This is a genomic window from Marinoscillum sp. 108 (genome assembly GCF_902506655.1).
In the GTDB taxonomy this organism is placed as follows: domain Bacteria; phylum Bacteroidota; class Bacteroidia; order Cytophagales; family Cyclobacteriaceae; genus Marinoscillum; species Marinoscillum luteum.
Map to the genome: position 1 here is coordinate 496,641 of NZ_LR734808.1, position 21,269 is coordinate 517,909.

General features: G+C 45.5%; 21 protein-coding genes. 12 read left to right on the forward strand and 9 right to left on the reverse strand.

Going from position 1 to position 21,269, the window contains the following annotated elements; genetic code table 11:
• Positions 1-14 precede the first annotated feature (14 nt).
• From GV030_RS02035 to GV030_RS02050, 4 genes are all read left to right on the forward strand, one after another.
• Positions 15-845, forward strand: coding sequence for a hypothetical protein (locus GV030_RS02035; RefSeq protein ID WP_159579304.1), 831 nt, complete (start codon positions 15-17; stop codon positions 843-845).
• A 355-nt stretch (positions 846-1,200) separates the two neighbouring features.
• On the forward strand, positions 1,201-1,887 hold the full coding sequence (locus tag GV030_RS02040) for a hypothetical protein (RefSeq protein WP_159579306.1): 687 nt from the start codon (positions 1,201-1,203) through the stop codon (positions 1,885-1,887).
• A 242-nt stretch (positions 1,888-2,129) separates the two neighbouring features.
• Complete coding sequence (locus GV030_RS02045; protein ID WP_159579308.1) at positions 2,130-2,546, forward strand: DUF4304 domain-containing protein; 417 nt, start codon at positions 2,130-2,132, stop codon at positions 2,544-2,546.
• Positions 2,547-2,796: 250 nt separating this feature from the next.
• Positions 2,797-3,183, forward strand: coding sequence for a hypothetical protein (locus GV030_RS02050; RefSeq protein ID WP_159579310.1), 387 nt, complete (start codon positions 2,797-2,799; stop codon positions 3,181-3,183).
• Positions 3,184-3,307: 124 nt separating this feature from the next.
• Here GV030_RS02050 and GV030_RS02055 read toward each other — a convergent pair whose 3' ends face one another.
• From GV030_RS02055 to GV030_RS02095, 9 genes are all read right to left on the reverse strand, one after another.
• Entirely contained in the window at positions 3,308-3,715 is a 408-nt protein-coding gene (locus GV030_RS02055; RefSeq protein ID WP_159579312.1) for a cupin domain-containing protein, read from the reverse strand.
• 190 nt (positions 3,716-3,905) lie between these two features.
• Entirely contained in the window at positions 3,906-4,448 is a 543-nt protein-coding gene (locus GV030_RS02060; RefSeq protein WP_159579314.1) for a dihydrofolate reductase family protein, read from the reverse strand.
• 51 nt (positions 4,449-4,499) lie between these two features.
• Positions 4,500-4,949 carry an NAD(+)--rifampin ADP-ribosyltransferase gene (gene arr, locus GV030_RS21665; RefSeq protein WP_370519070.1) on the reverse strand — a complete coding sequence of 150 codons (450 nt, stop codon included), beginning with the start codon at positions 4,947-4,949 and terminating at the stop codon, positions 4,500-4,502.
• 358 nt (positions 4,950-5,307) lie between these two features.
• On the reverse strand, positions 5,308-5,952 hold the full coding sequence (locus GV030_RS02070) for a dihydrofolate reductase family protein (protein ID WP_159579318.1): 645 nt from the start codon (positions 5,950-5,952) through the stop codon (positions 5,308-5,310).
• Between the two features lie 79 nt (positions 5,953-6,031).
• Entirely contained in the window at positions 6,032-6,499 is a 468-nt protein-coding gene (locus GV030_RS02075; RefSeq protein ID WP_159579320.1) for a MarR family winged helix-turn-helix transcriptional regulator, read from the reverse strand.
• A gap of 82 nt (positions 6,500-6,581) precedes the next feature.
• On the reverse strand, positions 6,582-6,998 hold the full coding sequence (locus GV030_RS02080; RefSeq protein ID WP_159579322.1) for a DoxX family protein: 417 nt from the start codon (positions 6,996-6,998) through the stop codon (positions 6,582-6,584).
• Between the two features lie 95 nt (positions 6,999-7,093).
• Positions 7,094-7,534, reverse strand: coding sequence for a VOC family protein (locus GV030_RS02085; RefSeq protein ID WP_255465032.1), 441 nt, complete (start codon positions 7,532-7,534; stop codon positions 7,094-7,096).
• 34 nt (positions 7,535-7,568) lie between these two features.
• Positions 7,569-8,144, reverse strand: coding sequence for a dihydrofolate reductase family protein (locus GV030_RS02090; RefSeq protein ID WP_159579324.1), 576 nt, complete (start codon positions 8,142-8,144; stop codon positions 7,569-7,571).
• Positions 8,145-8,179: 35 nt separating this feature from the next.
• The gene (locus GV030_RS02095; RefSeq protein ID WP_159579326.1) at positions 8,180-8,605 is read right to left on the reverse strand and encodes an SRPBCC domain-containing protein; all 426 of its coding nucleotides are present in this window, start codon (positions 8,603-8,605) and stop codon (positions 8,180-8,182) included.
• A gap of 142 nt (positions 8,606-8,747) precedes the next feature.
• Between GV030_RS02095 and GV030_RS02100 the strand changes: the two genes are divergently transcribed.
• The 8 genes from GV030_RS02100 to GV030_RS02135 all read left to right on the forward strand — a co-directional run bounded on the left by GV030_RS02100 (position 8,748) and on the right by GV030_RS02135 (position 21,260).
• On the forward strand, positions 8,748-9,731 hold the full coding sequence (locus GV030_RS02100; protein ID WP_159579328.1) for a GlxA family transcriptional regulator: 984 nt from the start codon (positions 8,748-8,750) through the stop codon (positions 9,729-9,731).
• Between the two features lie 202 nt (positions 9,732-9,933).
• Entirely contained in the window at positions 9,934-13,140 is a 3,207-nt protein-coding gene (locus GV030_RS02105) for a histidine kinase dimerization/phosphoacceptor domain -containing protein (RefSeq protein WP_221413271.1), read from the forward strand.
• Positions 13,137-13,832, forward strand: a complete 696-nt coding sequence (locus GV030_RS02110; RefSeq protein WP_159579332.1) for a LytTR family DNA-binding domain-containing protein — start codon at positions 13,137-13,139, stop codon at positions 13,830-13,832. The genes GV030_RS02105 and GV030_RS02110 overlap by 4 nt, the downstream gene beginning before the upstream one ends.
• A 122-nt stretch (positions 13,833-13,954) precedes the next feature.
• A complete protein-coding gene (locus GV030_RS02115; protein WP_159579334.1) occupies positions 13,955-19,216 on the forward strand; it encodes an Ig-like domain-containing protein in 5,262 nt (1,753 codons plus the stop codon).
• A gap of 29 nt (positions 19,217-19,245) precedes the next feature.
• Positions 19,246-19,722, forward strand: a complete 477-nt coding sequence (locus GV030_RS02120) for a hypothetical protein (RefSeq protein ID WP_159579336.1) — start codon at positions 19,246-19,248, stop codon at positions 19,720-19,722.
• Positions 19,723-19,736: 14 nt separating this feature from the next.
• Entirely contained in the window at positions 19,737-20,144 is a 408-nt protein-coding gene (locus tag GV030_RS02125) for a thioredoxin family protein (RefSeq protein WP_159579338.1), read from the forward strand.
• Complete coding sequence (locus GV030_RS02130; protein ID WP_159579340.1) at positions 20,141-21,067, forward strand: FAD:protein FMN transferase; 927 nt, start codon at positions 20,141-20,143, stop codon at positions 21,065-21,067. The genes GV030_RS02125 and GV030_RS02130 overlap by 4 nt, the downstream gene beginning before the upstream one ends.
• Positions 21,051-21,260, forward strand: coding sequence for a DUF4266 domain-containing protein (locus tag GV030_RS02135; protein WP_159579342.1), 210 nt, complete (start codon positions 21,051-21,053; stop codon positions 21,258-21,260). Before GV030_RS02130 ends, GV030_RS02135 begins: the two co-directional genes overlap by 17 nt.
• The last annotated feature ends 9 nt before the right edge of the window (positions 21,261-21,269 follow it).

Genomic DNA, 21,269 nt, shown 5'->3' on the forward strand with positions numbered 1-21,269 from the left:
AGAATTACTTATAGATGAGTGATTATTTAAAAGACAGTATAGAGACCGATTTCCGTAAATGGCTAGCATTTAGTGAGTCCATAAAAAGTAGTGATATGTTGAATAAGCTTACAAGAGCTATTAACAAAAAGAAATCTTATAAAGAAATCACGTTAAAGAAGGAAAAGCAAAATGATAGAATAACATATTTCATTACCGAACAGGATAATTCAGTCATACTGCAATTAAACGATTATCAGTATCCTGAATTTTCAGGATACTTCACTGAACATTACGCTCAAGACATTTCTAAAAACAATACGAATTTCATAAAAAGTCCGGCCAGAAATAATAATTCAAGAAGTTTAGGTATTGCTAGCAATAAAAACATCATTACCAACTACAACTATGATGAAGTTAAATCGTTGTGGGCTTTTTTGATCAAAATATCTAGTAGAAATAAGTTAAAACATACGCTGACATATAGCCTTGTAGCCTTATTAGTACTTCAATTAGTGATAATTCTAGGTAATGTTGGTAAAGTTAGGTTAGGTGACTTTGGAACATATACCATGTTTGCTTTGATGCTATTATTTTGGTATGTAAATATCTGGACCTATACCAAATTTTACTCTATGAACAATTCATACTGGGAAATATTTAGATTAACAGCTTATTATTTTTCGTTGGTTTGGCTTTTCTCTTTTTTAGAGGTTGGAATTATAGACTATTTCCAAGGCAAATTTAATGTCTGGTTTTCTTTACTTCTAGTGTTTTTAGGGCAAGTAGCTGCTATTCTAATTAGTCTCTTTACAACAGCAATAACCTACTTCATAAGAGGTGGAAAAGTTGTAACTGAAGAATAAACTCTTCACACCAACACCTATGAATGGGGTTTTATCAGTCAGGATAGTTTAGTGGGAATTGCTTACTATCCTAGCATATCCTAGCTGGTAGTTCAGATCTAACTCTCAGCTATACCTGATAGCCTTTCAAAACCCGTGAGGTATGGAGGTTGCCTATTCCGGGCGGGCTCTGACAGAAACGTTGCGTTTTTGCTTTGTCACACTGAGCTCCGTCGAAGGGTGAGACAAAGCAGTGGGATTCCCTATAGCCAACAATGGTTTGATCAGGTGTTAAAATCTGCTAGATTTGGTAACGTTATAAGGCGCATAACAACCATTGTGGTTGTTAGCGGTTTGTTAAGCACAATAGAACTGCATGGAATGGATTGACCAACTTGATAAGCTAAATAGAATCAACAAAGGAACTGAGGAGTTATGGGTAAGCGGTCAAAAAATCAAGGAGTTAACATTTCTAAAGGATTTTAGGAATCTCAAAAAGCTTTTTCTTAGATCTTTTAAAACCACGAACCTCTCACCACTAAAAAGCCTGACGGAACTAAAGCATCTTGAATTAACTAATGTAGGTAATGGTGGAAATTTGGAAGCGATTTCTCATTTAACATCGTTACAAGAACTGATAATTCAAACTCCTCCTGGCTGGGATGGCGGATCTAAAAGACTATCATATGACTCATTAGCTCCATTGAGAAACTTGGAAAACTTAGTCAGTCTAACTCTACTGGACGTCCTTTTTACTAATGATGAACTAACTCCATTGACTCACCTCAAATCTTTGGATCAGTTAGATACTAGAAACACTTTCACAACTGCCGCCTTTGTCGAACTGAATATCTCTCAACCTAAATTAAAATGCCGCTATACCAAACCATATACGATTTGGGAGGGGTTCGAATATTATAGATGCAAAAAATGCGGTAGTATGAAAGTTGAATTCAGTGGAATTGACTTGAAGCGAAGAGTTTTCTGCCTGAACTGCAATAAGAAAAAAACTGACGAACTCATCGAACGATTCAACGAAATAAAGGCGAAAAAAAGTGCTTAACATTATGTATAAGGCATGTGCTTCAGTGCTTTCTACAACTGCGTCGAGACTTGACCGTTTCGTCAGCCGCCGAGAAAGTCTTGAGTTATTTACCAAACTCAGCTCGTGGGATTTTTTCACTTCAGAACGCACTGCCTTCTGCAAACTTTGGAAGCACCGGCAGACTTCACTATTTTAGTGCTGTCCACAAAGTGAGAGCACACGCCTCATACATGGGCGTTATGATGCATCGTGGACAACTCATGACTAACGAAGAATTCAAGAACCTTATTAACCAACTCCTTTCTCCTCTTGGCCTCAAGAGACGTGGTAACTATTGGCGAACGGAGACAGAACATCTGGAAAAGATCTGCAACCTTCAAAAGTGCAACTTTAGTAACTTGTACTACTTCAACTATGGATTCAATTTCAAGAATCTGAAATATGATGACGTAACAACGCACATCGGAAGTAGACTTTCACAGATAACAGCATTTGACCTGGAAGCAACCATGAACGACTCAACTCGAAGAGAATTGCTGGAACAGCTAATTTCCACCGAACTAACCCCAAAGTTGCAATTGAACACGGAAGCCGACATTATCGGACACCTTAGCGAGCTAACACACCCCAACGCCATCCCGCTTAAGGTGAAGGAATATCTGCAGCTGAACGACTAATACGCACCACAACATTATGTATGAAGGCATGTGCTTACCTGCTTTCTGCAATCTGCAATCTGCATCTGGACTTGACCGTAAGTCAGCCGCCGAGAAAGTTTGTGAGTTCTTCAGAAACTTCAGCTCATGGGAGTTTTTCATCTTTCTGAACGCACTGCTTTCTGCAAACGTTGGAAGCACTGGCAGACTTCACTATTTTACGTGATTCTAAAGAATTCACTATTTTACCGCTCAAGACAATATCCAGAAAATGATTCAACTGGCCAGGTACATCGTGATCCTTTTTGCTGCTTTTCTGATTTACGTCGGTTTTCTGATGTTACTGAACCCCGTCAAGGCTCGGGAGTATCTCAGAAAGGCCGGAAGCACCAATTTTATCAACTACTTCGAAATCACCATTCGGATGATCCCGGCGGCCGGTCTCATTATATCCGCCGAGTTGTCAAAGTTTCCTGAAGTGTTTACCCTGCTGGGTTGGTTTATGATCGCCACTTCTTTCATCCTTTATTTTGTCCCAAGGAGGCTCCATCATCATTACGCCCTTTGGTGTGCAGACATTCTCAAGCCCGCGTACATTCGACTGACTGCTCCATTCTCCATGCTATTTGGGTGCGCGATTATTTATGCCTTCCTGTAAAAGATATCGAGTGATAGGTGATCATCCCCAATGGCCATGACTTACCCAGGAGGGGAGTTGTGTATCCCGACCAGTGTGGTTTTTTTAAGGCGATCACAAAGCGTGGATGACCACCTTCCAGTGTTTATTTGTTTTCTTCGAACCAGCTGACGATAGCGGGCATGTTTCGCTCAAAGCCCCCGGGAATGAAAAAATTGAGCAGTCCGGCTCGCTTTTCCGTCTGGTTTTTGAAATCGTGAAGGGTCTTTGCGGGGATTCTTAAAAATGCGCCTTTCTTGGCTTGCACCCATTCCTGCCCGATCAATACGGAGACCGTTCCCTCCAGAACATAAAACACCTCATCATTTTCTTCATGCAGGTGGGCACCCGGCCCGTCAGTGTTTGGCTCCAGCCACCACTCCGAAATGCTGTATTTTTCATCGGTTTCGTTCTCGTCGGCTTTGAACACGGCGGTCATACGCCCGCAGTTATAGGTTCTGCCTTCACCGGCATGGAGAACGAGCGGTTCGGTAGCGTTGTGCTTATGGTTCATTGGTTGAGGTTAGGTTTTAGTAATGGCTCCGTTGTGGTCACAATACCCGGAGGCAACAAGATAAGTCAAAACTCCAGGACTCCAAACCCTCAGAAGACGGATTTAGGAGGCTGTGCATTGCTAGTTGGGAAATACCTGTATGATGGCTTAGTGATGTCCAGCACTAAAAATGGCGTTTGAGCCTGGGCTACTAAGCAGGTTCGTAGATCAGCTGCACCACTCCTGATTGGAAGGTCCTGGTCTCGATCAATTTTAGGCCCAAGCGTTCTTTCAGGTGTTTGAATAGTGGTTTTCCTCTTCCCAACACTACGGGGTGTACAGAGAGTCTATAGCGGTCTATGAGACCGTGCCGAATAAACGAGGTAATCAAGCCGGCGCCCCCATAGAGCCAGATATCTTTCCCATCTTGCTTTTTGATTTCTGCTACCTTTCCGACCAGATCGGAGCTGATGAAGGTGGCTCGATCATCTTGCCTGAGCTGGCTCGTAAATACCACCTTTTGCATTGAATGAACCGCTCTCCAGAGCCGTTGCTCTGCCGGACTGGCCTGGGTATCGGGTTGAAAATTGCCCCAGGCATCGTAGCTGACCCTGCCATAAAATATGGTGTCGACACCTGCCAGAAACCCTTCAAAGTCCATGTCATCGTCCATGATACACCAGTCGATTTCACCTTCGGGCCCTTCGATGAATCCATCAAGCGTTACTGCCAGATCTAATAGTATGTTTCTCATTCCTGTTGTTGGTTGCGCAATGTCAGGTTGGGTCACCTGGTTACTGCTTAGTCAATTAATAATTTCTCCCTTGTTGTTGGCCAGCTTTTCGCGCCATTTTTGGATCTCCTCTGGTGTTTGTCTGCCCCAGTCGGCTACCTCACCCACGATCTTCAGCGGTGCCTCCGTGCGATAGGAGCGAGTGGGGTTCCCCGGAAATTTTTTGTCGGTCACATTGGGGTCATTTTCGAAAACCCCGGAGGGCTCCACGATGTACACACGTTCACGTCCCTCACCGTTGGCCAGGGCAGCGGCCAGTCCAGCATTATTCGCTAAGGCGGTGAAATAGATGTGATTCATTTTGAGGTCGGTCTTGTAGTTAGATAGGTTTCCGGCTACCAGCAAGTCGCCTACCTGCAGGTCTGCTTTTGTTCCGTGGTAAAAGGGTCCTTTGTCAGAGGGCTTGGCTTGAAATGAAGCCCCTAATGCATGATGTTCCTGGGCTTTGTCTGCGTCGCCCAGCTCTTCGTAGCAGAGACCTATATTGGTATATAATGCGGGGAAAGCACTCGCCACCGTGTCGTCGTTTACCTTCAGTGCATAAGTCAATGTCGTTTCCAGCCATTTCAGCCGATCGGAGACCTTGTGTTGATGTCTGGCGACATAATGAGCAGCCATAAACTTTTCAAAGTCGTTAGTGGCTTCGTTCCAGGCTTGAAGAAACAGCCGGTTGGCCGCTGTGGGCTGGTCGTTCTCTTCCATGGCCATACCCTGTAGGCAGCGTTTGACAATGTGGTTGTTGGGGTTGAATTCCATTTACTGATTGTTTGGTAATTATATGATCCAATCATTTATCTAGCCAGGAGCTACCTTTGAATCATCATTTTTTCTTGAGAAAGGCATGTGCCGCTTTTTCTCCATAGGTGACCTGAGTATCCGTAAATCCCAGTTGGGGTAGATCCAGTCCTGCGAAAAGCGGTTCGCCGGATCCAAGCAAGATGGGGGATAAGGCCAGGTGCATTTCATCCATCAGTCCGGCTTGCAGAAATTGACGAATGGTAGATACCCCACCGCCAATACGGATGTCTTTTCCATGAGCCACCTCGCGGGCTTTTTCTAGTGCGACTTCTATACCACCGGTCACAAAATGAAAAGTAGTACCTCCCCGCATGGTGACAGGTGGTCTTGCATGATGGGTCAAAACAAACACAGGAACGTGATATGGCGGATTCTCACCCCACCAGCCTTTCCATTCATCATTTGGCCAAGGGCCGCGTATGGGGCCAAACATATTGCGTCCCATAATCCATGCACCGATGTTTTCAAATGACTTTTCAACAAACTCATTGTCTATTCCCTCCATACCTCCGTCTCTTCCGCCCATTTGCTGAAACCTTTTGGTAGAAAACATCCATTCATGAAGTTCCTCGCCACCCACACCCAGGGGGTTCTCCATACTTTGATCAGAACCGGCTCCAAAACCGTCCAATGAAACCGAGAATGCTGTTACTTTAACCTTGCTCATACTTGACTTCTTCGTTTTTGAATTGTTGATCTAAAAAACCTGTATATCCTATTGATCCCGGAACTCATGATTCATGATTTTAATCGGGAGTAATCCCTGACCTCAGCGAACTTGTTTTTTCGTTCATGATCTCGATAGCTTTCAGGAAATAGGCCTCAAGGGTTTTGATTTCGGTGTCAGAAAATGAGGCAAAGAGCTCATCCGTACTGTCCTGGAAATCCTTGTAAAGAGGCTCTAAAAGCGCCACAATATTTGCGGTGTTGGGTTCGATGAAAACCTTCCGCCGATCGTTCTTGTCCAGTCGTCTTTTTACCAGTTTTTTCTTTTCAAACCGGTCTATCAGCCCCGTGACCGCTCCGGCCGTCATGCCAGTCAGGGTGGTGAGTTCACCGGCTGTCATTCGCCCCTTTTGGATCAGAAAACCCAGGTACTTATGGTCCGTCCCCGTGAGACCGGCTTTTCGGCCTATTGCTTCGTGCATCTGGGTAGAGGAGTATGCATATAGTTGGCTCAACTTTCTGATCTGAATAATGGTTTCGTTTGGCATTTTATATTTTACATACTAAATAGTTTAGTTGCTAAAATAATAATAAATAAACCTTTTTACCAAACGGTCTCCAATAAAGCGATTAGTCTTTTTTGACTTTCTGGAAATGAAATGGAAACAGTTCCCGCAATGGCTCATTGATCAGCCAGATTCCACCCCAGGCCAGGATGGCCAGATAGACAGGAAAAAGGAGGTGCGTAAACAAGGGGTTATCCAAACGCAGGTGGGTGGCCATGGCACCACCCCAGTAGGCGGTGAGCAATACGGCTCCCAGTACGGAGGTTCTGGGAAGTGCGTACAGGAGGGTAGAGAGGAGTCCAAGAATACCCAGCACATAGATCTGATCCTCGGAAAAGCCTAGGGCGACCGTGGTTTCGACTACCGTAGGTGGCTGAATAAATTTCATGATGCTGTCCATCAGCATAAACAAAATGGCGATTCCGCTCATGGTTCGTGCTGTCCAGCGGCGACTTTTTGAAATGGGTCTTGTGTTTTTCATGGTTTGTTTTATTAATCGTTTAAAAGCATAGCCATATGGCTGAAAATTCTTCTTAGGTGTCCGGTCATCTAACCAAATTTTTGATCAGGGATCGTTCATGAAGGGCTGATGACTCCAGTGCTGGTGTGTCGGGCACAGCTCAGGAGCCAGCGGTTACCAAACTTATCCGTGAGTTCGCCAAACAGGGCACCCCAGCGGGTCTGCTCTGGCGGATGACTGGCCAGACCCCCTGATGACAGCTTTCGGTAGAGCCGCGTCAGCTCTGCTGTACTGCTGCAGGTGAGGGACAGTGAGACTGAATTGCCTTTTAGGAGCCCCGACTCTGGCACCATGTCTGAACCCATCAGCTTCATGACGCCATTGGAAAGTGAAGCATGCACGATACATGCCTTCATAGACTCGGGCATCTTTTCTGATAAGGGGGATTCACCCACTGTTTGAAACCTCAATTGTCCCCCCAGGCACTTTTGATAAAAAGTCATGGCCTCACGGCAGTTGCCGTTGAAGGTCAGGTAAGTAGCGATCGCAACCATCATGCTTGAGTATTAGGCATCACCGGAGGTAGAAGGCTTACCGGATCACATTAAAGGCCAGGTGAGTAACCCCCGTACCATTCACCGACCTAAAGCACTCCAGTTTTGGTTGCGAGGTGTTGGCAAACAAGGGCTTCCCGTTACCAAGCAGGACATGCACCAGGTCAATGTGTATCTCATCCACCAGCCCTGCCTTCAGGGCCTGCTGCAGGATACTGGCGGAGCTAATGCAGACGGCCTTTGAGCCGGCACTGGCTCTTGCCTGGCTGATGGCATCTTCTACGCCTGTGGTGATGAACGTAAAAGGGGAGTCCGCTTTTGTCCATTCAGCTACGGGCTGGTGCGTTACCACGAAGTGATGAACGCCAAGTGGTGGATGCCCACCCCATGCTTGGGAAACATCGAATGTCCTCCGGCCAGTAACCATCGTCCCTACAGATGCCATGGCTTTGCCTATCAGTTCGGCACTGGCCTTAGAGACCTTGAAGGGTGTTCCGGGCAGTGGTGTATCCCCACCAAAGTACCAGCTGTGCAGTTGGCTGGAGTCGTCATCCGGGCTGGTGATGTAGCCATCCAGCGACATGCTTATGTTGAAAATTACTTTTGTAGACATGATGGTAAAGTTTGAAGGTGTAAGAAAGTCGGGTTTCAACCCTTTTGAGCCTCTGCGTATCTTTTAAAACTGTCCAGAATAGATTGCCAGCCATCTCTCTGCATGTCTATGGGGTTTTCGCTTTCAGGTTCAAAGGTTTGGGTGATGGTGGTTTCGTTTCCCTGCATTGCAAAGGTGATGTTTACCTTCCGGCCATCGTCCAGGGTGTAGTCCATTTGCTCATGGGTTTTTACAAGGTCATACACCCCGCTAAAGTCGAAACCGAAACTGCCGTCTTTGGCTTCCATCCTGGATAGAAATTTACCACCAGTGCGCAAGTCATTTTCGGCTCTTGTGGTGTGCCAGTCCGGCGAAGCGGTACACCATTTGGTGATGTCAGCTGGATTGCTCCACAGTTGCCATACCTTTTCTATAGGGGCTTTGATACTGGTGTGGATCGTAATTGTTGTTTTGGTTGTCATGTTTTTGATGTTTTGTTTTGACAAAGATGCCCTACATTTTAGAGACTACTGCTGTATGAAAAAGACAGCATTGGGGTGTTTTGCGACAAATCATTCTAACTTTAGTTGATTCGTTTCTTATGTGTGTTAATTTTCCGAAACCATGATAACAGTAAGCATTCTCGTACCTGAATCCTCTGTGATGCAGGCCATTGCAGATCCCCAGTATTTGTTTTCGGCCGCCAATCAATTTTTAGCTGCCGCAGGGAAGGAACCTTTGTTTGAAGTAGAATTGGTAGGGGCCAAAAAGGAGATTAAACTCAATGAGGGCCGGTACTCTATCCATACCGATCGGCTGGTGCAGGACATAGACAGGACGGATCTGGTACTGATCCCGGCACTTTTTGGCGACATGCAGGCGGCCATTGCCCAAAATAAAATGCTGCTGCCCTGGATTCATCAGCAATACGGAAAAGGAGCGGAGGTGGCATCTCTCTGTGTTGGGGCTTTCCTGCTGGCCTCTACCGGCCTGCTCGATGGGAAGAAGTGCTCCACTCACTGGGGTTTTCAAAATGAGTTTAGGGAGCTGTTTCCAGAAGTAGAGGTGATGGATGGCAGTGTGATCACCGAGGAGCATCGCATCTACTCCAGTGGTGGTGCCAACTCCTACTGGTGTTTGCTGCTGCATTTACTGGAGAAATACACCGATCGCGAAACAGCCATACTGGCGTCCAAGTATTTTGCTGTGGATATTGATCGTGACAGTCAGGCGGCTTTTTCTATGTTTAAGGGACAAAAGAACCATACCGATGAGGCCATCAAAACGGCACAGGATTTTATAGAAAAGAACATTGCCGACAGGATACTGGTGGATGATCTGGCGAATATGATGGCCGTGGGGAGGCGAACCTTTGAGCGTAGGTTCAAGCTGGCCACCAACAATACGGTGCAGGAGTACATCCACCGGGTGAAAATAGAAGCCGCCAAGCGTCAGTTTGAGAACAGCCGCAAAAACATCAACGAAGTGATGTTTGACGTGGGCTATACGGACACGAAGGCTTTTCGCAGCATGTTCAAAAAGATCACCGGTCTCACCCCCATAGAATATCGCAACAAGTACAATAAAATGGCTGAAGTGGAGGTGTAGGGCGTGATCTCGGGATCCATAGAAGTTTCACTCCACATCCAAGATGAGATAGGGCAGAAGTTTGAATGATGGGTGTCCAGGTCCTTTAAACTCATAGATTCATCGATGATAATGGGGTATTCATCGGAGACTGGTGAGCAGTAGTCTGTAAATATTCAGGAAATCTTTTGGGCATTGGAGTATTGCTTTATTTTAGAGGCAGATGCGCCAGCCAGAGTCCATTTCATACCCTGCCAGAGCTTGTTGCTTTGGGAAAGGCCATTATTATATGGTTTATGGAATAATATGGGCCTGGATCTTTTTTCCCTTTAGCGGATTTTCACAAGTCAAATATGACTGGAAGCCCTTACCCGATGTAAAGGCGATAAAGTCCTATTCAGATCAGTTTCACGCTCAGGTGAAAAAGCACCCACCGGACCCTGCGCCTCCGGTGATCAGGGAGGTCTATCTGGATGAGCAACCAGAGTTCGTCACCAGCATACAGCCTGATCTCCTTAGTCGGTTACATTTCGAAGCGTATGAGCTCACCCTGGATCAGCGGATTGATATCCCAAATGGCATGGTCTTCAAGGATATCTCCAACTCCAATATCAAGTATTTGGATCAGGCCCACGGTTTACTAACCAATGACATAAGCGTCATTGCTGAAGACAAGGACGGTCTGATTTACCTGGGGTCGTCTAAAGGATTGTTGGTTTTCAATGGGAAGGAGTTAAGTGTTTATCAGGGCAATGCGGCTTTTTCGCTCACGGGCATCCGGAGTTTGTGGTTTGATGCGGAGGGGAAACTGTGGGTGGCTACAGATATCAATATTTGCTACATTCAGAACCAGAAAATATTTGTGCCGGAAATGGACTTTGGTCCTACCCATTTGCAGGGGTTTAGCGAGAGTTCCGCAACCGGAGAGTTCTTCATTTTTACCGTTTACCATGGTCTTTTTATTCTGAAAGAAGGGCAGATGTATCAGTACAACGCGGGGCTGCCAACTCCCCATGTGAGCTGTGCCATCCGTACCGATGATGGCCGGCTTTGGTTCGCCTTTGGTAATTCTGGGTTTGGGTATATCCAGAAAGACAGTCTTTTTATGTATAAAAGGGAGGGTATTGAGAATTCACCAAGAAGTTTGCTTGAGGTGGGTGGAGAGCTGTGGTTAGGCCAGTTTAGGGGTAAGTTAATGAAGCATAGAAATGACTCACTGTTCAATGTCTTGCTGAATGACCGGAGACGTCATCATATCTATTCTTTTGCTCCAAACGAACAAGGGCTGTGGTTTCCGGACTATGCAGAAGGGGTTTATTTAATCAAGAAAAATGGGGAATATGATTTTATAGGTGAAGAGCATGGGCTCAATGGCCGGGTTTCCTTCACACTGATGGCTGATTCTTTCGAAAATATCTGGGTCGCAGATGCGGGCAATGGCATCTCCAGAATTGATGAATTGGCTTTTCGGCCCACTCGAAAATTCGTGAGCAACCATGGAATCTTTCAGATCGAACCGGACGCCTATGGCAATTCCTGGTATTTCATGAATGGAGGGGGATTGATTTCCGAATCGGAGGTGGGCTATGTAGAGTACCTCAATAGTGACAGATACAGCACCAGTGGAGCGGTGTCCGGGGACAGTGTTTGGATTTCGTCAGAAACCCTGGGGCTTACCTTATTGAAGGATGGGGTCTTCACCACGTATAGGATGAAAAAGGATGAGGAGCTGGACTCCACCATATACGATATTAAAATGGATGCGAACGCGAGAATTTGGGGGTGGAATTATGCCAATCGGCTCTATAGCTTCCGCAATGGTCAATTTTACAACTTCAGTTCAGCACCGGATTTAAAAGATTTTAAGTTCATCAATGTATTGCAGACGGCAGATAAGACCATCTATGCTGTGGCCCTCAACAATGGTGTGATTGCCATCAGCAACAATAAGTATGCGCACCTCAACATGGGTAATGGCTTGCTCTCCGATCAAATCTCTTTTGTTTTTCAGGATGAGAGTGGCAATACATGGTTTTGCGCCAGTGGCAGGGTGCAGGTGGTGGATGCGCAGGGACAAAGCACGGTATATCAGATCAAAGAGACCGAGAGTAATCCAATTCTCCAGATTCTGGAGACCGAAAAGGGTTCTTTCATGGCAACTACCGCATCCGGCCTTTTGCTCATGGAGAAAGATCAGGAAGGTCTGACCCACAAATTTTATGGTAAGGAAAACGGGCTCAAGCTCATTGGCAACCGCATGATCACCAGAGATCGTCAGGGGCGGATTCTCATTGGTGGAGGCACAAGTTTGAAAACATTTGATCCGTATTATCTCAAGAGTGACAAATCCCGACCCAGGCTTACCCTCAATAGAGTATTGGCAGATGGAGTAGAAGTGGATCGGGACCATTTGGAGGTAGAGCAGGAAAAGGTTGTCAATTTTGTGTTTAACAAGATCTTCTGGGGACAGCAGTCTGATCTTGTATACAAGCTCCAGCACAGGTCGCGAAGTGGCAACTGGAATCATGTGAGCTCAAATGTGATTTCATTTAAAGAGCTCCAGTATGGAAATTATGAGCTGCTTGTATACGCCGAAGGGGAGGGCAGAAAAAGTGAAGAGTTACAATTTAAGTTTACGATTCTTCCATTTTGGTATCAAACAGATGGAGCCAAGCTGATGTATTTCCTCTTGGCCGTGACATTGATTGTTGGATATATTTTCTACAGAGAAAGCCGTGCCCGAATAGCTAAAATCAGATTGCAGAAATTGGTGGATGAGCGCACGGCAGAACTTCAGGTAGAAAAGCTCAATGTTGTCCGGCAACTCCAACAAAAAGAAATCCTGATGCAGGAGGTACATCACCGGGTTAAGAATAACCTTACCTTCTTGAAGAGTTTGCTCTATCTCCGGGCCAGAGCCTCGAAGGATGCGGAGGTGAGGTTGATTCTGGACGAGTGTCAGGCCCGGATTCAGTCGATGGCACTGGTTCACCAAAATCTATACGACGTACAGGATGCGTCAGAGGTTGATTTTGATCTTTTTTTGAGAGAGCTTTTTTTTGAGTTGGAGAGTATGTTTGATCAGGACAGGTCCAATATTAACATTGAGTTGGCAGTGAGTGACTTCAAAGTGGATGTAAAGTTGTCCGTGTTTCTGGGTTTAATTCTGAACGAAATGATTACCAACTCATTCAAATATGCCTTTCCAAATGGGGAGGAGGGGAGAATCCTCGTTCGGCTAAGTCAGATGTCGGAGCATTTCGAATTGACCTATGCCGACAGTGGTTTGGGTTTTGGCGAAAGCTTTGATTTTAAAACGTCAACAGGCTTTGGTTTTAAGCTCATCAATATCCTACTCAACCAGATCGATGCGCAAATGCAATATGTAAATAATGGAATGACTACTTTCACCATAGTAATCCCGAAATGAAAAGGAAATTCAACATACTGATCGTAGAGGACGAACTGATGATAGCAGAGATGACCAGGGAGATGCTGCTGGATTTAAAGTATTCAGTGGTAGGAATCGCCAAGGATCACGACTCAGCGATTGATTATCTGACAAAATCAGAAGATATTGACCTGGTAATTCTTGACATCAACTTGGGACGGAAGAAAACGGGCATTGATATCGCCGAGGTGATTCAAGATCAATATGAGATCCCATTTATCTACCTTACCTCTTACTCCGACCCTAAGACCATTAAGAAGGCCGCCCAGACCTCTCCGGCAGCCTATTTGTTAAAGCCTTTTATCAAAAGTGATCTTTATACAACGATAGAAATAATTATCGCAAGAAACCTGAAAAGCGAAGGGACTATCCTCATCAAGGACGGAGATTTGAATGTGAAATTGAAAACCCGTGACATTCACTATATCATGTCTGATAACAATTACCTGGAAGTTTTTACCCTAAGAAAGAAATACATTGTTAGAAATTCACTGGACGGCTTTTTAGAAGAACTCAATGATTCCAATTTCATTAGAATTCATCGGTCTTATGCAGCCAATATACTCAAGATCGAAGCAGTAAATGGCCAATATGTATTAGTGGGAGAGGCTAAACTCCCATTGTCCCGTACCCATAAACAAGAAGTCATTGACCTTTTTATGAGTAGATAACCTGTTTTTGCATGTCAAACTCATACAAAATCGGGTTATTCACACCACTTTATTGTTTAAATAATGTCAATGTTATAAAATTGGATTATAGTTAGTTTTTATATAGACTTATTGATTTTATTATGACAACTATCCGCCGCAAAACTCCGTGGCTCACGCAAATGGTGAGGGCCACCTTTTTATTATTCCTGTCCATCCAATCATCCATGGGCCAGGATATAGCAAGCGCCACCTTTGTTCAGTCAAAGGATGTCTTTTCCGATATTTCTTCTCCTGGAGGGATATGGGTGAATAGTGACGGTACCGCGATATTTTTATCCGGTACAAGTTTCTCCACCGAGGACGTGGTGTATACTTATGACCTGAGTGTCGCTTACGACCTCTCCACGGCAGTTCGGAGTGTCGCCAAGACTTTTACGATGGGCAATTCTGACTTTACAATTACCCCTCACGATCTTGTGTTCAAGCCCGATGGTTCCATGCTTTTTGTGGTGGGTTCATACTTTGATCTCAACACTTTTGATCAGGGAGATAGTCTGTATTCCTTTAGTTTGAGTACTCCTTTTGATGTATCCACCGCAGTTTTGGCGAATCGCGCCAGGTTTGATATAAGTGCTGAGGAGGACTTCACTTCGGGCGTAGAGTTAAATAATGATGGTTCTAAGATTTTCATTATTGGAAAGACCAACGATCAGGTGGTAGAGTACAATTTGTCTGTTGCCTATGATATTACTACTGCATCGCTCGGTAACACATTCAGTGTGAATGTGGAAACAGGGTCTCCCGAATCGTTCAGGTTTAGCCAGGATGGTCTGATGATGTATGCAGTACACCTCGATATGGGTGCCAATCAATCTTCCATTTTTACCTATTCACTTTCTTCCGCATATGATATTTCCACAGCTACTTATGCAGGGCCAGGGGAGTCTCTGGTGCTGAGCTTTAGTGACATTCGCCCTTTGGGACTTGCATTTGGTGGAGAGAGCAAAATGTACCTCTTCGGAACTAATGATTCCGGTTCACCCATTCGTGAATATGATTTGGAAGTCGCACCAGATGATGTGACTCCCCCTGTGGTGACAGTGGATGCATTGATCACTAATGTGGTTAGTCCTGAACTGACCGGAACGATAGATGATCCCACAGCCACGATCGAAGTGACAGTGAATGGTAGTACTTACACGGCTACCAACAATGGTACCACCTGGACGTTGACTGCAGGTACCATTTCGCCTGATTTGGCGGATGGTACGTACGAGGTGAGCGTTACCGCCACCGATGCAGCCCTCAACGAAGGCATGGACGCCACATCTGACGAATTGATCATAGACACTACTACTCCAGTGGTGACAATAGATGAACTGATCACCAATGTGGTGAGTCCTGAGCTAACCGGAACGATAGATGATGCCACTGCCATGGTGGAAGTCACTGTCAATAGTAGCACCTATGCGGCTACCAACAACGGCACTACCTGGACGCTGGACGCTGGTACCATTTCACCAGATTTGGCGGACGGTACGTATGAGGTGAGCGTTACCGCCACTGATGCTGCCATGAACGCAGGTACAGATGCTACAACTGATGAATTGGTTGTAGATACCACCACACCTGTGGTGACAGTAGATGAACTGATCACCAATGTGGTGAGTCCTGAGCTGACCGGAACAATAGATGATGCCACTGCCACCATAGAAGTGACTGTGAATGGTAATGCTTACGCGGCAACTAACAATGGCACTACCTGGACACTGGCCGCCGGAACTATTACACCAGATTTGACGGACGATACTTATGAGGTGAGCGTGACTGCCACTGATGCGGCTATGAATGTAGGCACAGACGCCACAGCCGATGAATTGACCATAGATACCACCGCACCCGTGGTGACGGTAGATGAACTGATTACCAATGTGGTGAGTCCTGAACTAACGGGAACAATAGATGAGGCCAGTGCAATCATAGAAGTGACTGTGGATGGTACTGCTTACATGGCGACCAACAATGGCACTACCTGGACGCTGGCCGCTGGTACCATCTCTCCTGATTTGGCTGATGGCACCTATGAGGTGAGCGTTTTGGCTACTGACGCGGCTGGAAACATAGGGGCGGATGATACGGATACTGAACTCACCATTGATCTGATCTCACCAGGGATTGAGATCATTGATGAATCAGGAAATGTTCCCACAGTGGTCAATGGAGATTTTGTGGTGCTCATAGCGTTTGTTGAGCCTGGGGCTGAGTCAGCTGAGGCTGTAACTGGATTTGAGGTTTCTGAAATCGGCTTGACCAACGCCACCCTATCCGGTGACATGGTTTCATTTGATGATGGTTATTTGGTGAATATTTCGCCTGATGGCAATGGAGATGTGATCATAGATATTGCAGCGGATGTCGCTATAGATGCTGCTGGAAATAGCAACACTGCAGCGCAAATAACTGTGGTATACGATATCGATCCTCCTACGGTAACCATTACCGGAGCCCTTTCTTCCATACCATACGATGATCTGAGTGCCTTTTCTGTAACTTTTGAGTTCAACGAGTTGCTTGGAGCGGAGGATGCAGGCTTTGAATTGGCAGATATCACCGTGATGAATGCTAGTGTGGCAAACCTTCAGGTATCTGATGATCCTTTGGTTTATACAGTTGATGTTACCCCGGATGGAAACGGTGACGTCACCATTGAGCTGGTAGAGGCTTCTATACAGGATATTGCTGGGAATGCTTACGTAGGCGAGACCCAGGAAATGATTCCCCTGTCCACTCCATTTAACGGCCAGGGAACTGAGGAAAGTCCTTTTGAGATCGCCACCAAAACTGATCTGAAGATCCTTTCGGAGAATAGTATATTTTGGAACAAACACTTTATCCAAACTGCAGACATCACTTTTGAAGATTCAGATACTTATACTCCAATAGGCATATATTCTGCTAACCCATTTTCAGGAAGCTATAATGGAATGAATCATACTATTTCTGATCTGCAAATATCAGGTAGTGATGAAATAGGACTCTTTGGATATTCTATTGGTGTACTGCAGAATATTGGTTTAATTAATATAAATGTTTTAGGTAATGATTATGTGGGATCTTTGGTAGGCTATAATAGAGGTGAAATCCAAAATATTTATGCTACAGGGTCGGTAAGCGGGGCAATGCAAGTTGGTGGTTTGGTAGGATATAACGAAGGTGACGCTACCATGACCAATTCTTACGCTGCAGTTTCGGTTACGGGTGCAGAAAGAGTAGGAGGCTTAGTAGGGTACAATAGTGGGGCGCATATCAGTTTTTGTTATGCGACAGGTTTAGTAAGTGGACAAAATGATGTTGGTGGATTTCTTGGTTTGGAAATTTTTGGTAGTGTCAATGATAATTTCTGGAACATAGATCAAAATACGATAGGAGTAGGTTTTGATGATGACCCTGCGGGAGTCACCGGCCTCACCACTGCCCAAATGCAAGATCAAACTGAGTTTACCAACTGGGACTTCACAGATACCTGGCAAATGGACAATGGCTGTGTCAATGATGGCTACCCTATTTTTCAATGGCAGGCTAACCCGGAAAAGGTCACTGTCAGTTTGGGTGAGGATATATCACAATGCGGAGGAACGGTCCTCCTTGATGCAGGCAATTCTGGTGCCAGCTACCTTTGGAGTACTGGAGCTATTACCCAAACCATTGAAGTCACCACTACAGGAACATATTCAGTTGTGGTCAGCAAAGAAAACGCCTGTGACGGCTCAGATGAAATTGAGGTCACCATTAATGCACAACCTGAATTTGCGCTAGCCACTCCAACTCCATCGTGTGGTGAGTATACCATAGAAGGCCCTGATGGGTTTGCTTCCTATAGCTGGAGCAATGGAGAGACCACTCAGTCTATTACAGTAACTGAAAGCGGGACTTATTCGCTGACAGTAACCAACGAAGATGGCTGTACGGCTGAGGATGAAGTGGAGGTGACCGTCAATGAAATTCCGGTTGTCACGATTGCTGGTGCAGATACTCCGGTCTGTGGAGGATTCGAATTTACGTTGACTGCTACAGCGACTGCCGGGGAGGTGACCTGGTATGATTCTGAGACTAAAGACAATGTGCTTTCTGAAGTGGCAAGTTTAACCACCTCACTGCCTAACACCGCAAGCTTCTGGGTAGAGGCCGTCAATGGTGACTGTAAGAGTGAGCTGAAAGAGGTGGTAGTGAATGTGAGGTATTGCTATAGTGGTGGAGCGGGAACAGTGAGTGACCCTTTTCTGATCAGCAATAAGAAGGATCTGGATTCACTGATGAAGTTGACGGATGATTATGATAAGCATTTTCTGCAAACGGAGAATATTTCTTTTACTGCTTCGGATTTTGCCGAGGATGGTGAGTTTTACAATGATGAGTATGGGGTAGCGCTTAATACTGGGCAATTCACTGGCAGTTATGATGGTGGCTATCACACCATTGACGGGATGGTCTATATATTTCCATATGTGAGCGGCCTCTTTTATTATCTCAACGGAGAGGTCAGGAATTTAGGGCTTACGAATGTGAGTTTAGGTAGTGGTGTTGATCCTGACAATGGTGCCGGACTCGTAAACATCCTTTATGAGAACGGGAGAATAGAAAATTGTTATACGACTGGAGCTCTGAAAGGGGATGTCTCTCGGTCATTAGGAGGGCTCGTAGGGCTGATGTATGGGGGTACAGTGAGTAATTGCTATTCAACCGCCTCTGTAGAAACGATAGATGCGAGAAATACCGGAGGCTTAATAGGAGAAACCAGAGGCGGAAGTATCGTGAATTCATATTCCTCAGGATTCGTGAAAGGTGCCACCAATACCGGGCCGGGTGTGCCTTTGTTTCAGGGCGGCTTTATAGGTCGTGCGGCAGCTGCTACCGTTACCAATTGCTACTGGGATGTGGAAACCAGCAATCAGACTGGCAGTGCCGGTGGCACCGGGCTCACCACTGCCCAGATGAAAGACCCTTACAGTTTTGTAGATGCAGGTTGGGACTTTAAGTGTATAGGCTCTGAGGAGATTTGGGACATGGACCTTGACAATATCAACAATGGCTATCCGATCTTGGGATGGCAGTCTGATAATGAAAGTTGTGTCTTAATTCTGGAGACAGAAGACTCAAAGGAAACAGCTATTATCTATCCTTCAATCACTTCCGGTCTTGTTTCCATTAGGATGGAAGGCAGGGGTAACGTGGATCACTTGGAGGTTTATGATATGATGGGCCGCAGGGTACTGTATAAGGACATCTATGTGCCCATGCAGGAAACTAAAATTGACTTATCGGGCGAGCGTCCGGGAATTTATTTAGTCAGGGTATTTAGCGGATCCACCCAAACGACTCATCGGGTGATCCTTCAGAATTAATTTATTAAGCACTCAAAAAATTGATCATAATGAAGAATCTAAAAGTAGCACTTCTGGTTATCACCATTGCTTCATTAATAGTATGTACAGGTTGTCCAGAAGCTGGGGATGATTCCTCAGATTTCGATGTGACAGGATATTGGAAAACAGAAAATTCTTCGGTTGAGCCTTCAGCAGACATTGCAGAGAAAGGAGACTGGACGGAGTTTAGACTTGATCTGCAATCTGAGTCTGACCTGTTGTTCGCTTATAGTATAGAAAATGTACCGGATGGTTTTAATACGGTTTGGCCTGAGGGTGAGGGTACTTATACTTATGATGCTACCTCCAAGGTCATAAAATTTACCGCTTCAACCGGTGTTGAATTTGAGGCCACTGTGACCGATGATAATTTCCCGGATGACTTTACTGTCCAGCGTAAGCCGTCCACTAATTCCAGCGGACGAACAAGTGGCCTCAAAGATCCCTGGATATTTAAGATGCTTGACGCGAGCGATGACGATTAAGATTTGGATATCTTATGTTAGTAAGAATCCTTTGGATGTCATTGGCCTTCGGGCTAATGACATCTTATAATTCCCCGCCTGAAGGCAATAAATACCAACTGATCATTTTTGAAGGATCGGACTGGTGTGTCAACTGTCGCAGGTTGGAGCGGTCTGTTTTATCTGATGTAGATTTTCAGGTGTTTTTGGAAGCCAATAATATATCACTGATCCGGGTGGACTTTCCTCAAAGGAATAAACTGACAGCTGCCCAAAAAAACCAAAATGATTCCATAGCCAGGAGATATGATTTTCGGGGTGTTTACCCTACCATTGTGTTGGTGGAACCAACAGATCAGGCCTATCTGGAGCTCGGCTATATGAATGAAACCAGCAGTGATTTTGCCAGGAGGATCGATTTGGGGTTAAAACAACTGAAGTGAAAGAATGGAATGTCACCAAACGTTTGATGGGATGCACTTTCAGCCTCGGAGTGGTAGAGGAGAACAGGGATCGGGCAGGCCAAATCCTGCAGGCCGGAATAGATGAAATTGTACGCATTGAGGGGTTGCTTTCAGAGTTTTTGCCGGATTCTGAGGTTAGTAAAATCAATAATCATCCCTCTGATCTGCCCATTGCCCTGGACCCGGAGTGTTTTCACCTGATTGATCGGTCGGTGAAAATAAGCCGTCTGACACACGGAGCATTTGACATTACAGTGAGCCCGCTCAAGGGGCTGTATCAGTTTCGTAAAAATCATTTTGAGTTTCCTTCCCAAGAGGCGGTGGAAGCAGCACTCACTACCGTGGGGTATATTGGCCTCATCCTGGACCATGAATCTCATTCCATACAGAAGCACGATGGCATGCGCATTAGTTTTGCCGCGATAGGTAAAGGTTATGCATCCGATCAGGTGAAAGCCCTGTGGCAATCCATGGGTGTGACCTCAGGTTTTGTCAATGCCAGCGGGGATCTCAATGCCTTTGGACTCAATCAATGGGGGAATGCCTGGAAGGTGGGGGTTTCTGATCCCGAAAACCATGATAAAATACTTTTTCAGATTCCCATTCACAATGCATCTGTGGCCACCTCCGGAGATGCTGAGCAGTATTTTATCCATGAAGGCAAACGCTATTCACACACCATTAGTCCCTTCACCGGATTACCTTTATCAGGTGTGTCCAGCGTCACCGTGATTTCGCCCAGCGCGGAACTCTCCGATGCACTGGCTACGGCAGCCTATGTGAAAGGGGTGGATGAGGGGATGGCACTCATCAATGAATTGCCCCAGACACATTGTATCATGTTGGATGATAAGCAAGAGGTCTTCTTTTCAAAGGATATTCAATATGAAGCAATTAGTTAGACTTTTGATTTTAGCAGGTGTGCTGTCCTCGTGTGCTTCACTTAAGCCCTATGAGCGGCAGTATGTGGATGATCCAGAGATGCAGATGGATTTTGATAATGGAGTGCGTTTTTCCAACTATGTCCATTCGATTCGCGAGGGAGCTACACCGGCAGGTGCCCCCAAATCAAGTGGTGGATGTGGGTGTAATTGATCGATAAAG

Coding starts and splice junctions, on each gene's coding strand:
- GV030_RS02035 (WP_159579304.1), top strand. CDS start 15: ATGAGTGATTATTTAAAAGACAGTATAGAGACCGATTTCCGTAAATGG.
- GV030_RS02040 (WP_159579306.1), top strand. CDS start 1,201: ATGGAATGGATTGACCAACTTGATAAGCTAAATAGAATCAACAAAGGA.
- GV030_RS02045 (WP_159579308.1), top strand. CDS start 2,130: ATGACTAACGAAGAATTCAAGAACCTTATTAACCAACTCCTTTCTCCT.
- GV030_RS02050 (WP_159579310.1), top strand. CDS start 2,797: ATGATTCAACTGGCCAGGTACATCGTGATCCTTTTTGCTGCTTTTCTG.
- GV030_RS02055 (WP_159579312.1), bottom strand. CDS start 3,715: ATGAACCATAAGCACAACGCTACCGAACCGCTCGTTCTCCATGCCGGT.
- GV030_RS02060 (WP_159579314.1), bottom strand. CDS start 4,448: ATGAGAAACATACTATTAGATCTGGCAGTAACGCTTGATGGATTCATC.
- GV030_RS02070 (WP_159579318.1), bottom strand. CDS start 5,952: ATGAGCAAGGTTAAAGTAACAGCATTCTCGGTTTCATTGGACGGTTTT.
- GV030_RS02075 (WP_159579320.1), bottom strand. CDS start 6,499: ATGCCAAACGAAACCATTATTCAGATCAGAAAGTTGAGCCAACTATAT.
- GV030_RS02080 (WP_159579322.1), bottom strand. CDS start 6,998: ATGAAAAACACAAGACCCATTTCAAAAAGTCGCCGCTGGACAGCACGA.
- GV030_RS02085 (WP_255465032.1), bottom strand. CDS start 7,534: ATGATGGTTGCGATCGCTACTTACCTGACCTTCAACGGCAACTGCCGT.
- GV030_RS02090 (WP_159579324.1), bottom strand. CDS start 8,144: ATGTCTACAAAAGTAATTTTCAACATAAGCATGTCGCTGGATGGCTAC.
- GV030_RS02095 (WP_159579326.1), bottom strand. CDS start 8,605: ATGACAACCAAAACAACAATTACGATCCACACCAGTATCAAAGCCCCT.
- GV030_RS02100 (WP_159579328.1), top strand. CDS start 8,748: ATGATAACAGTAAGCATTCTCGTACCTGAATCCTCTGTGATGCAGGCC.
- GV030_RS02105 (WP_221413271.1), top strand. CDS start 9,934: ATGCGCCAGCCAGAGTCCATTTCATACCCTGCCAGAGCTTGTTGCTTT.
- GV030_RS02110 (WP_159579332.1), top strand. CDS start 13,137: ATGAAAAGGAAATTCAACATACTGATCGTAGAGGACGAACTGATGATA.
- GV030_RS02115 (WP_159579334.1), top strand. CDS start 13,955: ATGACAACTATCCGCCGCAAAACTCCGTGGCTCACGCAAATGGTGAGG.
- GV030_RS02120 (WP_159579336.1), top strand. CDS start 19,246: ATGAAGAATCTAAAAGTAGCACTTCTGGTTATCACCATTGCTTCATTA.
- GV030_RS02125 (WP_159579338.1), top strand. CDS start 19,737: ATGTTAGTAAGAATCCTTTGGATGTCATTGGCCTTCGGGCTAATGACA.
- GV030_RS02135 (WP_159579342.1), top strand. CDS start 21,051: ATGAAGCAATTAGTTAGACTTTTGATTTTAGCAGGTGTGCTGTCCTCG.